The organism is Streptomyces sp. SID14478 (genome assembly GCF_010548525.1).
GTDB lineage: Bacteria > Actinomycetota > Actinomycetes > Streptomycetales > Streptomycetaceae > Streptomyces.
In genome coordinates this window covers 1-13,531 of the sequence record NZ_JAAGMG010000784.1, presented here as the reverse complement: position 1 = coordinate 13,531, position 13,531 = coordinate 1, and the positions used below count along the sequence as shown (strand labels likewise).

The window sequence follows — 13,531 nt, the reverse complement described above, 5'->3', positions numbered from 1 at the left end:
GACCGTCCGTCCTTTGGCGACCGTGACCGGGATCGGGACCGTGGGCCGCGTCGTGATGGTGACCGGCCTCCGTTCCGTCGTGACGACCGGCGTGACGACAACCGTCGCGATGACAACCGCCGGGACGACAACCGCGGCGGTGGCTACCGGGGGCGGGACGACAGCCGTGGTGGTGGCGGGTTCCGCGACCGGCGTGATGACAGTCGTGGTGGCGGTGGTGGCGGCTTCCGAGGTCGCGACGACCGCGGTGGGCGACCCGGCGGTGGCTACCGCGGGCGGGACGACCGACGGGATGACCGGCGCGACGACCGGCGTGGCGGCGGGCGGTTCCGGGACGAACGGGAGCGTGATCGTGAGCCGATCAAGCGGCTGCCGATCCCCGAGGACGTTTCCGGGTTCGAGCTCGACAAGGACGTACAGCAGGAGCTGCAGTCCCTGCCGAAGGGGCTTGCGGAGGATGTCGCCAAGAACCTGGTGATGGTGGCGCGGCTGATCGACGAGGACCCGGAGGGTGCCTACGGGTACTCGAAGGTCGCGTTGCGGCTGGCGTCCCGTGTCGCGGCCGTGCGCGAGGCCGGCGGCTTCGCCGCCTATGCGAACCAGCAGTACAGCGAGGCCCTGGCCGAGTTCCGGGCCGCGCGGCGCATGACCGGCAACGTGGAGCTGTGGCCCGTGATGGCCGACTGCGAGCGCGGACTCGGGCGGCCGGAGAAGGCGCTCGACATGGCCGGGGCGCCCGAGGTGGCGAAGCTGGACAAGGCCGCGCAGGTCGAGATGCGGCTCGTGGCCGCGGGAGCCCGGCGCGACATGGGGCAGCTGGATGCGGCCATCGTCACGCTGCAGAGCCCCGAGCTCGCCTCGACCTCCGTACAGCCGTGGACCGCGCGGCTGCGGTACGCGTACGCCGATGCGCTGCTGGCCGCAGGGCGTGAGGACGAGGCGCGGGAGTGGTTCGCCAAGGCGGTGGAGTCCGACAAGGACGGCAGCACCGACGCGTCGGACCGGCTGGCCGAGCTGGACGGCGTCGAGTTCGTCGATGCCTTCGACGACGACGATGACGCTGGTGTCGCGTCGGCCGACAGTGACAGCGAAGGCGGGCGTCGCCTCGGTGACGAGGACGACGACAAGTAGGCGTTGTCGTGCGGTGTGAGTGACGGGCGGGTTCCTACGGGGCCCGCCCGTCAGTCGTTCGTGAGCGTCCGCAGGACCAGGCCGGTGGCCGGCTTCGGGCCGAACGACGTCGACTTGCGGGGCATCGTCACGCCCTCGCGGGCCAGCTCGCGGACGACCTCTTCGCGTACCGGGTGCATGAGGACCGCGGTGCCTTCGTCCTGCCGCGCCTTCTCGACCGTCGCCTCCGTGTCGTGGATGTACGTGACATCGGCGGGGGAGTCCTCGGGGATGCCCCAGACGTGGCCGAGGAGCGTGGAGTGCAGGACCGTCGCGTCCAGGGTGCGCCAGGCCTCGGGGCGGTCCGTCGGGATCGTACGGGCGAGGAGTGCCGGGTCCGGGCGGTCGAGGAGGTGGTACGTGTCGCCGGTGCCCGCGAGGAGGAACGCGTTGCCCTGCGACGCGGCCTCGGCGAGGAACTCCATCGCCTGGGGGAGGGGGCCGGCGACTTCTCGTACGCGGAAGTAGGGGGCTGCGGACGCCAGTGCCTGGTCGATCGGGAGGCGGCCCAGCAGGCGGTGGATGGCGCGGACGCGCAGGGGGTAGCGCGCTGTGTCGACGAGGAGGACCAGGCCGTAGTCCCAGGGCGTGGGCGAGGTGTGCTCGGTGCGCAGGCGCAGGTAGGTCGCCCAGCGGTGATGGCCGTCGGCGATCAGGGCCTGGTGGCGGGAGAGGTCGTCTTGGATCTGCTTCTGCTGTGCCGGGTCCGTGATCGCCCACAGGCGGTGGCTGTAGCCGTCCTCCGTGGTCGTGGCCAGGAGCGGGGCCCGGCGGACCGCGTGCTCGATGACGGCGGTGGCGCCCGTCGCGTTCCCGTTGCCCCGGTAGGTCAGCAGGAGCGGTTCGAGGTTGGCCGCGGTGGTGCGCATCAGGCCCGCGCGGTCCGCGACGACGTGCGGCATCACGTCCTCGTGCGGCAGCACCACGCCCTCGGCGGCCTCGGAGAGGCGGAGGGCGCCGATGAGGCCGCGCTGGAGCAGGTCGCCGTTGCGCTGCTCGTACACGTAGAGCGCGGGTGCGGCGTCGGGGGCGAGGACGCCCTCCGCGAGCCAGCGGTGCAGGGTGTCGGCGGCCTGGTCGTTGCGGGACTGCGGGGAGCCCGAGGGGCCGGTCTGCGGGAGGATCAGGCGCACGATGTTGTGGGGGTCGGCGCCTTCCAGGTGCAGCAGGCCGTCGGGGCGTACGACGACGTCGTACGGAGGCGAGGTGACGGCGGCGAGGCTGCCGATGCGCTCGGGAACGTAGCGCACCCCGTGGAAAGGGCGCAGATCCAAGCCGTCACCTGCAGTGTTCATTCGTGCATCGTACGAGTGTCAGTGGCGTGGGGGATGATCGGGTGACTGGGATCGAACGAGGAGCGATGCGGAATGAGCCAGAGTGCGAGCGGTGCGGCCGACGGCGGGTCCCGGCTGCGGCCCGGGAGCAGCGAGCGGGCGTTGAACGAGGCGTACGACACCGCGCTGCTCGATCTTGACGGGGTCGTCTACGCGGGTGGGCGGGCCATCGTGCACGCCGTCGAGTCCTTGGCCGTCGCGCGGGACGGGGGGATGGGGCTCGCGTACGTGACCAACAACGCGCTGCGGACACCGGATGCCGTGGCCGACCATCTGACCGAGCTCGGGATCCCGACCGAGGCCGACGACGTGATCACGTCGGCGCAGGCCGTCGCGCGGCTCATCAGCGAGCAAGTTCCCAGTGGCGCACGGGTGTTGGTGATCGGCGGGGAAGGGCTGCGGGTCGCGCTGCGCGAGCGGGGCCTGGAGCCGGTCGACTCCGCTGATGACGATCCTGCCGCGGTCGTCCAGGGGTTCGGGGGGCCCGACATGGCGTGGGGGCGGTTCGCCGAGGCCTGCTACGCGATCGCCCGAGGGGTGCCGTGGTTCGCGTCCAACACCGACCTGACGATTCCCAGTGCCCGGGGCATCGCGCCGGGGAACGGGGCGGCGGTGGAGGTCGTCCGGATCGCGACGGGGGCGGAACCGCAGATCGCGGGGAAGCCGCTGCCGCCGATGCACCGGGAGACCATTTTGCGGACCGGGGCGAAGACGCCGCTGGTCGTCGGCGACCGGCTGGACACGGACATCGAGGGTGCTTCGAACGGGGAGGTGGATTCGCTGCTCGTGCTGACCGGGGTGACGGACGGGGCACAGTTGCTGGCCGCGCCGCCGCAGCACCGGCCGACGTACGTGGACCGGGACCTGCGGGGACTGTTGACCGGGCAGCCGGACGTCACCGAGGAGGGCGCCGGCTTCCGTTGCGGGGGCTGGACGGCCGTGGCCGGGGACGGGCAGTTGGAACTGGAGGGGGACGGGGACGCGATCGACGGGCTGCGGGCGCTGTGCGCGGCGGCCTGGACGGAGGCGGGGGACGGGGAGTGCGCGCTGGACTCGGCCAAGGCGTTGGCGCGGTTGGAGCTTTGACGGGAGCGGACGAGGGGGCACCTGTCGCAGGTGGCGGCGGGGTGGTGCGGTACCGACCGAAAGCCGGGGGTGACAGGGGAGACCGCGCGGGCGGTCTCCCTCGATCCGGCGCGGGGGTGCGCCGCAGATCGGTCGCCGCACCTCCATTGCCGCCGACCGTCGCCGTCTGCGGCAGGTGGTGTGCGGCAGACGGTGCGTTCAGGCCGCCTCGGCGGTGGCGAGCAGGTTGTCCTCCGATGTGCCCTTGCGCCAGTAACCGGAGAAGTTGACGCGCTTGCGGTCGAAGCCGCGGTCCGCCACCAGGTGGCGGCGGACCGCCTTCACCGTGGCGGATTCGCCCGCAACCCAGGCGTAGGGGGTGCCCCCGGGCAGGTCCGTCGAGCGGATCGACTCGGTGGTGGTGCCGGAGGCCGTGAGCCAGGTGATGTCCGTATCCGGGCCGACGGGCAGGGGCTGGCGGTCCTGCGGCGTGGGGACCTCGATCCAGACGCGGACGGGGAGCGACCTGGGCAGGTGTTCCAGGATCGCGGCGACGGCCGGGAGCGCCGAGGCGTCCGCCGTCAGGAGAATCCAGTCGGTGTCGGCGGGCGGTCGGAATTCGTAGGCCATGTTCTCCTCGACGACCGGGGCGAGCGCGCCGACCAGGTCGCCGGGGCGGGCCCGCAGGGCCCAGCGGGAGGCGGGCCCCTCGTCGCCGTGCGCCGCGAAATCGACCGTCAACTCGCCTGCGGGAGCGTCGAGTTCACGAATCGTGTACGTGCGCATGACGCCGCGGGTGGCGGGGTCCATGGCCTGCCACGAGGAGTACCAGTTGCCGTCGGAGTTGTCCGGGAGCCGCGGTGCTCGGTGGCCCGGCGCCGGGAAGAACAGCTTGATGCGCTGGTCGCGGCCGGCCGATGTCATGCGAGCCAGGTCCTGCCCGCCGAAGACCACGCGCACCATGGACGGGGTGAGGCGGTCGACGCGCAGGACGTGCAGATCGAAGAGGTCGAAGGGGGACACCGCCGCCTGGGGGGCCGGGGTGGCGGGCGTGGCCGGGGCTGCTGCTTCTGTCATGTCGTGAGCCTCTTGGACTGGTCGATGGCGGCGGCGAGACGTTCGAGGACCGGGGCGTAGCCCGCGTAGCTGTAGCGCTCCTCCATGGCCCACGGCGTGGTCTGGCCCGCCTTGACGGCAGGCAGCGAGGCCCAGGTCGCTTTCTTCGCGAGCTGCTCGGGCGTCATCGCCTGCGAGCGGTTGTCGATCATGATCAGGTCGGCGTGGTACTTGTCGGCGTTCTCCCAGCTGAGGAACTCCCAGAAGCCCCACTTGTCGCTCTTCTTGCCCTCGACGAACTCGATGCCCAGATCCTTGAAGTAGTTCAGGTCGCAGTAGGAGTCGGGCACGGCGACGTACATGTTGTCCGCGTCGCCGGTCATGGCGAGGACCTTCAGGCCGCCGTTCTTCTTGGCAGCCTCGCGCAGGGTCTTTTCCGCCTTCTCGAAGCGGGCCTTCGCCGCGACGACCTTCTCGGCCTTCAGGTCGGCGCCGAGGGAGGCCGCGAGTTCCGTGTAGCGGCGCAGCGGGACGCGCAGGGAGGCGTGGGCGACGCTGATGCCGACCGTGGGGGCGAGCGCCGCGATTTTCTTGCTGCTCTCCGCCGGTACGAACCACAGGTCGGGCGGGGGGAACATGTTGCTGATGAGGAGGTCGGGTTCGAGCGCCGCGTACTTCTCGATGCTGAACTGGCCGAAGTCCGTGCCCAGGCTGGTCAGCTTCGTGACGTCCAGCGTGCCCGCCTGGGGGTTCGGCTTCCCGCCGATCGGCTCGGAGGGGCCGAAGACGCCCGTGCACGCGATTCCGTAGTCGTGCAGGGCGGCCGCGGCGCTGACGAACGCCACGATGTTCTTCGGGGTGTGGGCGACCTTCGCGGTTCTGCCGCGGTCGTCCTTGAAGGACCACGCTCCGGTGTCGCCGCCCCCGGCGCCGGTCGACTTCTTCTTGTCGGAGCCGCCGCCGCACGCGGTCAGGGCGGCGCCGAGGCCGAGTGCGCCCGCCGCGCTGAGCAGACCCCGTCGGGACAGGGGAGCGTGGTGGGACAGGGGGGTGCGGTGGATCATATCGCCTTCTTCATGTTGTCGACCGCCTCGGCCGGCAGCCGTGCGTAGCCGAGGACGGTCACTTTGTCGACATCGACATCGACATCGACATCGACATCGACATCGACATCGGCGCCGGCGGTCCGGGGGCCCCGGGCGGCCCTGAAGGCTGGCTCGGTGTCGCCCGGGCTGTCGTGGCCGGAAGCGGGTTTGCCGTCGCCGCATGCGGTGAGCAGTACACCGAGGCCGAGGGCGCCACCGGCCGCGGGCACGCGGCGGGCCGGGGCGGCCTGGAGCAGGGCGGGGGGCATGGGAGATGCTTCTCTCGGCGCAGCGGGATGTGGCTGAATTGGAGGGTAGGCTAACCTAACCTCGTGTTGGTCGACAGTCCCCCAGAAACGAGCGCGGAGCCCGCCCCCGCGCCCCCCGGCCGCCGCGCCGTGCTCCGTACCGCGGGGCTCCTCGCGTCGGTCCTGCTCCTGTTCGCCGTCGTCGTGGCGAGCATCGCCGTCGGGGCGAAGCCGCTCGCGCTGGACCAGGTCTGGCACGGGCTGTTCCACGACAGCGGCACCTACGCGGACGTCGTCGTGGGCGAGCGCGTCTCGCGCACCCTGCTCGGCGTGCTCGCGGGACTCGCGCTCGGCCTCGCCGGTGCCGTGCTCCAGGCGCTGACCCGCAACCCGCTGGCCGACCCCGGCATCCTGGGGATCAACATGGGCGCTTCCGCCGCGGTCGTCACCGCCATCAGCTTCTTCGGGGTGACCTCGCTCAGCGGCTACGTCTGGTTCGCCTTCTTCGGCGCGGCCGCGGTGGGCGGCCTCGTGTACGTCCTCGGCGGGACCCGCAGCGCGACCCCGGTGCGGCTCGCCCTCGCCGGTACCGCGATCACCGCGGCCCTGTCCGGCTACCTCTACGCCGTGATGATCACCGACGACGTCGCGCTCAACCGCATGCGGTTCTGGCAGGTCGGCTCGCTGGCCAGCGCCAAGATGGACACCATCGAGCAGGTGTGGCCGTTCATCGCGGTCGGCACGCTGCTCGCCCTCGGCCTCGCCCGGTCGCTCAACGCGATGGCCATGGGCGACGACACGGCCCGCGCCCTCGGCGCCCACCTCGGCCGCACCCGCGCCCTGAGCATGGCCGCCGCGACCATGCTGTGCGGCGCGGCCACCGCCGCCTGCGGCCCGATCGTCTTCGTCGGCCTGATGGTGCCGCACATCGTGCGCTCGTTCACCGGGCCCGACATGCGCTGGATCCTGCCGTACGCGGCCGTCCTGTCTCCCGTGCTGCTGCTCGGCGCCGACGTCGTCGGCCGGATCGTGGCCCGCCCGGCCGAACTCCAGGTCGGCATCGTCACCGCCGTCATCGGCGCGCCGGTCTTCATCCTTCTCGTACGACGCCGGAGGTTGGCCCAGCTGTGAAGGCGATACGCACCCCGGGCGGACTCTCCGTACGGCTCGACATCCGCACCACCGTCGTCGTGGCGGCCCTGGTCGTCGCCGCGCTCGCCGCGGGCGTCGTCCTCATCGGCACCGGCGACTTCCCGATCCCGGCCGTGGACGTGCTGCGCTCCCTGGCGGGCAACGGCAACGCCGGGCAGGACTTCATCATCAACGACCTGCGTCTGCCGCGGGTCCTCGTCGGCCTGCTGGTCGGCGGTGCGCTCGGCCTGTCCGGCGCGCTCTTCCAGTCCATCTCCCGCAACGCGCTGGGCAGTCCGGACGTGCTCGGCGTCGGCCAGGGCTCGACCGCGGGCGCGCTCGTGATGATCGTGCTCTTCGGCGGCAGCGCGGCGCAGGTCTCGCTCGGTGCGCTGGTCGGCGGCCTCGTCACCGGCGTCGCCATCTACCTCCTGGCGTGGAAGGGAGGCGTGCACGGCTACCGGCTCGTCCTCGTCGGCATCGGCGTCAACGCGTTCGTGCTGGCCGTCAACGGCTATCTGCTGACCAAGGCCGACTTCGTGGACGCCGCCCGCGCCACCGTGTGGATGACCGGCTCCCTCAACGGCCGCGACTGGACGCAAGTGTGGCCGCTGCTGATCCTGTTCGCCGTCCTGGTGCCGGTCGTCGCCGCGTACGGGCGTCCGTTGCGGATGCTGGAGATGGGCGACGACTCGGCCGGCGCGCTCGGTATCCGCGTCGAGCGGACCCGGCTGCTGCTGCTCGTGTCCTCCGTCCTCCTGATGGCGGCCGCCACCGCCGCGGCCGGGCCGGTCGCCTTCGTGGCGCTCACCGCCCCGCAGATCGCCCGCCGCCTCACCAAGTCGCCGGGACCGAACCTGATGGCGTCCACCTGGCTCGGCGCCACGCTGCTGATCGTCGCCGACCTGGTCTCCCAGCGGATGTTCGGCGCCGACCAGCTGCCCGTCGGCGTCGTCACCGGCGTCGTCGGCGGCGTCTACCTGCTGTGGCTCCTCGTCACCGAGCGCAAGGCGGGCCGGATATGAGTGCGCGCAGCCCCCGTACGGACACCCCTCAGGCGGACCAGCCGCACCAGAACCAAAGGAGCACCGCTGTGAACAGGCTGATAGCCGACGACGTGACCCTCGGATACGACCAGCGCGTCATCGCCGAGAAGCTGTCCGTCGAGATCCCCGACAACTCCTTCACGGTGATCGTCGGCCCGAACGCCTGCGGCAAGTCCACGCTTCTGCGCGCCCTGTCCCGGATGCTCAAGCCGAGTGCGGGCCGCGTCCTGCTCGACGGCAGTGTCATCCAGTCGATGCCCGCGAAGAAGGTCGCCAAGACGCTCGGCCTGCTGCCGCAGTCGTCGGTCGCGCCCGACGGCATCAGCGTCGGCGACCTCGTGGCCCGCGGCCGTTACCCGCACCAGGGCCTGCTGCGCCAGTGGTCCCCGGAGGACGAGAAGGTCGTACGGGAGTCCATGGAGTCCACCGGCGTCGCCGAGCTCGCCGACCGGTACGTCGACGAGCTCTCCGGCGGCCAGCGCCAGCGCGTGTGGATCGCCATGGCGCTCGCCCAGCAGACGCCGCTGCTGCTCCTCGACGAGCCGACGACCTACCTGGACATCCAGCACCAGATCGACGTCCTCGACCTCTGCGCGGAGCTGCACGAGGAACAGGGCCGCACGCTCGTCGCCGTACTGCACGACCTCAACCACGCGGCCCGGTACGCGACCCACCTCATCGCGCTGCGCGAGGGCGAGGTGATCGCGGAGGGCGCCCCGAAGGACATCGTCACCGCCGACCTCGTCGAGCGGCTCTTCGGCATGAAGTGCCAGATCATCGACGACCCGGAGACGGGCACCCCGCTGGTGGTCCCGGCGGCGCGCAAGGCGCGGGACAAGGCTCACGCGACGCCTCCGGCCGTGGCGACGGCAGCGTCCTGAGGCGCCCCGGCCGGTGGCTACAGCAGCGTCCTGAGGCGCAGCAGATCGCGGAACGAGGCCTCCAGTCCGACCCGGCCCGAGGCCCAGGCCTTCGCGAAGTTCAGCCGCCCGTCCACCATCGCCACCAGGTCGTCCCCGCTCATCGCGAGCCGGATCTGCGCCTTCTGGGCGGGCGGCCCGGGGCGGGTGTCGAGCACCTCGATCCGGCCGTCCTTGAGGCGGCCGGAAAACGTCACGTCCAGGTCCGTGATGCGGCAGCTCAGCGAGCGGTCCAGCGCGGCGGCGGCGCGGACGTCCCCGCCGGCGCCCGCCATGGTGTCCGAGAGTGTGTCGAGCGCCGTGCGGCACTCATCGATCGTGGCCATCGTGATCGACGGTACACCGGGCTTCCGAGGTAGCGTCGGGGCATGAGTGAGACTCCGGCGCAGGCGTCGGCCCCGGCCGAGGAGCCGTCGTACGAGCCCGCGGCCCCCGCCCCCCTCGGCATCGAGCGCACCCCGACCGGCAACGCCGACGTGGACGCGCAGCTGGGGCGGCTCGGCGATGTGGACCACCTCGCGGCGGACGGACACGTCGAGGTGTACGAGGATGTACATCAGGGACTGCGCGCGGCGCTCACGGCGCTGGACGCGCGGCCCCGGCCTTCGTCCCCGCACGACCCGTATGAGCACAGGAGCTGAACCGAACGTGGCAGGTGTGGCACGTCGCCGCCTCGACGCCGAACTCGTCCGCCGCAAGCTGGCCCGCTCGCGCGAGCACGCCAGCCAGCTGATCGCCGCAGGGCGGGTCAGCGTCGGCAAGACCGTGGCGACCAAGGCCGCGACCCAGGTGGAGACGGCCGCGGCGATCGTCGTGGCGCAGGACGACGGGGACCCCGAGTACGTCTCACGCGGCGGGCACAAGCTCGCGGGCGCGCTCGCGGCGTTCGTCCCGCAGGGGCTCGCGGTCGAGGGGCGGCGGGCGCTGGACGCCGGGGCCTCCACCGGGGGCTTCACGGACGTCCTGCTGCGGGCAGGCGTCGCGCACGTCGTCGCCGTCGACGTCGGGTACGGGCAGCTCGCCTGGTCACTGCAGAGCGACGAACGCGTCACCGTGAAGGACCGCACGAACGTGCGCGAGTTGACGCCGGAGGCGATCGACGGCGTGCCCGTGGACATCGTGGTCGGGGACCTGTCCTTCATTCCGCTCGGCCTGGTGCTGCCCGCCCTGGCACGGTGCGCGGCGCCGGACGCGGACCTCGTGCTGATGGTGAAGCCGCAGTTCGAGGTCGGCAAGGAGCGGCTCGGCAGCGGCGGCGTCGTCCGCAGCACCGAACTGCGGGCCGAGGCCGTGCGCGGGGTCGCCGCGCAGGCCTTCAAGCTCGGGCTCGGCGTGCGGGGCGTGACCGCGAGCCCGCTGCCCGGGCCCTCCGGGAACGTCGAGTACTTTCTGTGGCTGCGGGCCGGGGCACCCGAACTGGACCCGGCCGACGTCGACCGAGCAGTGGCGGAGGGGCCGCGTTGACTCAGACCCGAGCTCGTACTGTTTTCCTGCTCGCGCACACCGGGCGGCCCGCGGCCATCCGCAGTGCCGAACGCGTCGTCCAGGGGCTGCTGCGCAACGGCCTCGGCGTACGCGTCCTGGAGGCGGAGGCCGCCGATCTGCCGCTGCCGCCCGAGGTGGAGCTGGTCAAGGAGGCGACGCCGGCCTGCCTCGACGCCTGTGAACTGCTCATCGTGCTCGGCGGGGACGGCACCCTGCTGCGCGGCGCCGAGTTCGCGCGGGCGTCCGGGGTGCCGATGCTCGGCGTGAACCTGGGGCGGGTCGGGTTCCTCGCGGAGGCCGAGCGCGACGACCTGGACAAGGTCGTCGACCGGGTCGTCACCAAGGAGTACACGGTCGAGGAGCGCATGACGATCGACGTCGCCGTGCACCGCAACGGCGACGTCGTGCACCGCGACTGGGCCCTGAACGAGGCCGCCGTGCAGAAGACCGAACCCGAGCGGATGCTCGAGGTCGTCCTGGAGATCGACGGGCGGCCCGTCACGGGCTTCGGCTGCGACGGGATCGTGTGCGCGACACCGACCGGCTCGACGGCGTACGCGTTCTCGGCGGGCGGCCCCGTGGTGTGGCCCGAGGTCGAGGCGCTGCTGATGGTGCCGATCAGTGCGCATGCCCTGTTCGCGAAGCCGCTGGTCACGTCGCCGGACTCGGTGCTCGCGGTGGAGGTGCAGCAGCACACTCCGCACGGGGTGCTGTGGTGCGACGGACGGCGGACCGTGCCGCTGCCGTCCGGGGCGCGGGTCGAGGTGCGGCGGGGCGAGGTGCCGGTGCGGCTCGCGCGGCTGCATCAGGCCGTGTTCACCGACCGGCTGGTGGCCAAGTTCGCGCTGCCGGTGGCGGGCTGGCGCGGGGCGCCCCACTAGAGCCTGCCGGGCCAGGGGCGGGTAGCTACGCGCCCGGCGGAAATCCCCACTCGCGCGGGTGACAGACCATCCGGAAAGGGGCCACGCCACCTGCGGGTTCGGCCCGGGGAGCCAGGGCCCGTCGCACAGGCGGCCCCCGACCTCGTAAGGTCGTGTCCGTGTTGGAGGAGATGCGGATACGGTCGCTCGGAGTCATCGACGACGCGGTGGTCGAGCTGTCGCCCGGGTTCACGGCGGTGACCGGCGAGACCGGCGCGGGCAAGACGATGGTCGTCACGAGCCTCGGGCTGCTGCTCGGTGGCCGGGCCGACGCGGCGCTCGTGCGGATCGGTGCGAAGAGCGCGGTGGTCGAGGGGCGCATCGGCGTGCCCGCGGGATCCGGGGCGGTGACCCGTGCCGAGGAGGCCGGGGCCGAACTGGAGGACGGGGTGCTGCTCGTCAGCCGCACCGTGTCCGCCGAGGGGCGCTCGCGGGCGCATCTGGGCGGGCGGTCGGTGCCGGTGGGCGTCCTCGCCGAACTCGCCGACGAACTCGTCGCCGTGCACGGACAGACCGATCAGCAGGGACTGTTGAAGCTCGGCCGGCAGCGCCAGGCGCTCGACCGGTACGCGGGGGACACCGTCGCAGGGCCCCTCGCCAAGTACACGGCCGTCTACAAGCGGCTCCGGCGCGTCAGCACCGAGCTGGAGGAGATCACCACGCGCGCCCGCGAGCGGGCGCAGGAGGCGGATCTGCTGCGGTTCGGGCTCGACGAGATCGCGGCGGTCGAGCCGCGCGCCGGCGAGGACGCGGAACTGTCCGAGGAGGCCTCGCGGCTCGGGCACGCGGAGGCGCTCGCCTCGGCCGCAGCGACCGCGCACGCCGCGCTCGCCGGGAACCCCGAGGACCCGGAGGGAGTCGACGCCACGACGCTGGTCGGCGGCGCGTACCGGGCGCTCGAAGCCGTACGCTCCCACGACCCGGCCCTCGCCACGCTCGCCGAGCGGATCGGCGAGGTACAGATCCTGCTCACCGACGTCGCTGCCGAACTCGCCGGGTACGCCGACGACTTGGACGCCGACCCGCTGCGGCTGTCGGCCGTCGAGGAGCGGCGGGCCGCCCTCACCCAGCTGACCCGGAAGTACGGCGAGGACGTCACGGGCGTGCTCGCCTGGGCCGAGACCAGCGCCGCGCGCCTGCTCGAACTCGACGGCGACGACGAGCGGATCGACGAGCTGGCCGCCGAACGCGAGTCACTGCGCGGTGAACTGGGCGCGCTGGCCCAGGAGTTGACGAACGCCCGCACGGAGGCCGCCGCCCGCTTCGCCGCCGCCGTGACCGAGGAACTGGCGTCCCTGGCGATGCCGCACGCGCGGATCTCCTTCGACATCCGGCAGACCGAGACCGACGCGACCGACGGCATCGAGGTCGACGGCCGCAACGTCGTCGCCGGGCCGAGCGGCGCCGACGAGGTCGAGCTGCTGCTCGCCCCGCACCCCGGCGCCCCGCCCCGGCCCATCGCCAAGGGCGCGTCCGGCGGTGAGCTGTCCCGGGTGATGCTCGCCGTCGAGGTCGTCTTCGCGGGCACCGACCCGGTCCCCACGTACCTCTTCGACGAGGTCGACGCCGGCGTCGGCGGCAAGGCGGCCGTGGAGATCGGCCGGCGCCTCGCCAAGCTCGCGAAGTCCGCACAGGTCGTGGTCGTCACGCACCTGCCGCAGGTCGCCGCCTTCGCCGACCGCCAGCTCCTCGTCGAGAAGACGAACGACGGGACCGTGACGCGCTCCGGTGTCACCGTGCTCGAAGGCGAGGACCGCGTACGGGAGTTGTCACGGATGCTCGCCGGACAGGAGGACTCCGAGACGGCGCGGGCGCACGCCGAGGAGCTCCTCGCGACGGCCCGCGGCGACCGGTAGCCCGGGACACGCCCAGGACCGGACGCGCCCTAGGCTGACCGCATGATCGATGCCTCCCGCACCCTGCGCGGCGCCGCACTCGCCGCGAGCGTCACCCACGCGGCCCGCACCGCCCTGCGCCGTACGAAGCCGGGTGGCGCGGCGCGGTGGGAACGCAAGAACCACGCGGGACGCACCGTCGACCTGTGCGCCGGGCCCGCCGTCACGGTGGGTGT

General features: G+C 72.6%; 14 protein-coding genes. 9 read left to right on the top strand and 5 right to left on the bottom strand.

Annotated features, from left to right (window positions below; translation table 11 throughout):
• The first annotated feature begins 369 nt into the window (after positions 1 to 369).
• Positions 370 to 1,131: a tetratricopeptide repeat protein gene (locus G3I40_RS25915; RefSeq protein ID WP_164304533.1), complete on the top strand. Its 762-nt coding sequence runs from the start codon at positions 370 to 372 to the stop codon at positions 1,129 to 1,131.
• A gap of 50 nt (positions 1,132 to 1,181) precedes the next feature.
• Here the strand turns inward: G3I40_RS25915 and G3I40_RS25910 are convergent, their stop codons facing one another.
• A complete protein-coding gene (locus G3I40_RS25910) occupies positions 1,182 to 2,465 on the bottom strand; it encodes a DUF1015 domain-containing protein (RefSeq protein ID WP_164304531.1) in 1,284 nt (427 codons plus the stop codon).
• 72 nt (positions 2,466 to 2,537) lie between these two features.
• Between G3I40_RS25910 and G3I40_RS25905 the strand changes: the two genes are divergently transcribed.
• Positions 2,538 to 3,590 (top strand): HAD hydrolase-like protein, encoded by a 1,053-nt coding sequence (locus tag G3I40_RS25905; protein WP_164304530.1) that lies wholly within the window; start codon positions 2,538 to 2,540, stop codon positions 3,588 to 3,590.
• A 198-nt stretch (positions 3,591 to 3,788) separates the two neighbouring features.
• Here the strand turns inward: G3I40_RS25905 and G3I40_RS25900 are convergent, their stop codons facing one another.
• The 3 genes from G3I40_RS25900 to G3I40_RS25890 are packed head-to-tail and all read right to left on the bottom strand — an operon-like array spanning position 3,789 to position 5,979.
• Entirely contained in the window at positions 3,789 to 4,646 is an 858-nt protein-coding gene (locus G3I40_RS25900) for a siderophore-interacting protein (RefSeq protein ID WP_164304529.1), read from the bottom strand.
• Complete coding sequence (locus G3I40_RS25895; protein WP_164304528.1) at positions 4,643 to 5,689, bottom strand: ABC transporter substrate-binding protein; 1,047 nt, start codon at positions 5,687 to 5,689, stop codon at positions 4,643 to 4,645. Before G3I40_RS25895 ends, G3I40_RS25900 begins: the two co-directional genes overlap by 4 nt.
• Complete coding sequence (locus tag G3I40_RS25890; protein WP_164304527.1) at positions 5,686 to 5,979, bottom strand: hypothetical protein; 294 nt, start codon at positions 5,977 to 5,979, stop codon at positions 5,686 to 5,688. Before G3I40_RS25890 ends, G3I40_RS25895 begins: the two co-directional genes overlap by 4 nt.
• 63 nt (positions 5,980 to 6,042) lie before the next feature.
• Between G3I40_RS25890 and G3I40_RS25885 the strand changes: the two genes are divergently transcribed.
• From G3I40_RS25885 to G3I40_RS25875, 3 genes are all read left to right on the top strand, one after another.
• Positions 6,043 to 7,089: an iron chelate uptake ABC transporter family permease subunit gene (locus G3I40_RS25885; RefSeq protein ID WP_164304526.1), complete on the top strand. Its 1,047-nt coding sequence runs from the start codon at positions 6,043 to 6,045 to the stop codon at positions 7,087 to 7,089.
• Complete coding sequence (locus G3I40_RS25880) at positions 7,086 to 8,114, top strand: iron chelate uptake ABC transporter family permease subunit (RefSeq protein WP_164304525.1); 1,029 nt, start codon at positions 7,086 to 7,088, stop codon at positions 8,112 to 8,114. The genes G3I40_RS25885 and G3I40_RS25880 overlap by 4 nt, the downstream gene beginning before the upstream one ends.
• 68 nt (positions 8,115 to 8,182) lie before the next feature.
• On the top strand, positions 8,183 to 9,016 hold the full coding sequence (locus G3I40_RS25875; RefSeq protein ID WP_164304524.1) for an ABC transporter ATP-binding protein: 834 nt from the start codon (positions 8,183 to 8,185) through the stop codon (positions 9,014 to 9,016).
• Positions 9,017 to 9,033: 17 nt separating this feature from the next.
• Here G3I40_RS25875 and G3I40_RS25870 read toward each other — a convergent pair whose 3' ends face one another.
• Complete coding sequence (locus G3I40_RS25870) at positions 9,034 to 9,381, bottom strand: SCP2 sterol-binding domain-containing protein (RefSeq protein WP_164304523.1); 348 nt, start codon at positions 9,379 to 9,381, stop codon at positions 9,034 to 9,036.
• Between the two features lie 42 nt (positions 9,382 to 9,423).
• On the opposite strand from G3I40_RS25870, the gene G3I40_RS25865 reads away from it, so the two are divergent.
• The 4 genes from G3I40_RS25865 to recN all read left to right on the top strand — a co-directional run bounded on the left by G3I40_RS25865 (position 9,424) and on the right by recN (position 13,316).
• The gene (locus G3I40_RS25865; RefSeq protein WP_164304522.1) at positions 9,424 to 9,696 is read left to right on the top strand and encodes a hypothetical protein; all 273 of its coding nucleotides are present in this window, start codon (positions 9,424 to 9,426) and stop codon (positions 9,694 to 9,696) included.
• Between the two features lie 7 nt (positions 9,697 to 9,703).
• Positions 9,704 to 10,519, top strand: a complete 816-nt coding sequence (locus G3I40_RS25860) for a TlyA family RNA methyltransferase (RefSeq protein ID WP_164304521.1) — start codon at positions 9,704 to 9,706, stop codon at positions 10,517 to 10,519.
• On the top strand, positions 10,516 to 11,421 hold the full coding sequence (locus tag G3I40_RS25855) for an NAD kinase (protein WP_164304520.1): 906 nt from the start codon (positions 10,516 to 10,518) through the stop codon (positions 11,419 to 11,421). Before G3I40_RS25860 ends, G3I40_RS25855 begins: the two co-directional genes overlap by 4 nt.
• 170 nt (positions 11,422 to 11,591) lie before the next feature.
• A complete protein-coding gene (gene recN / locus G3I40_RS25850) occupies positions 11,592 to 13,316 on the top strand; it encodes a DNA repair protein RecN (protein ID WP_164304532.1) in 1,725 nt (574 codons plus the stop codon).
• Positions 13,317 to 13,531 lie beyond the last annotated feature (215 nt).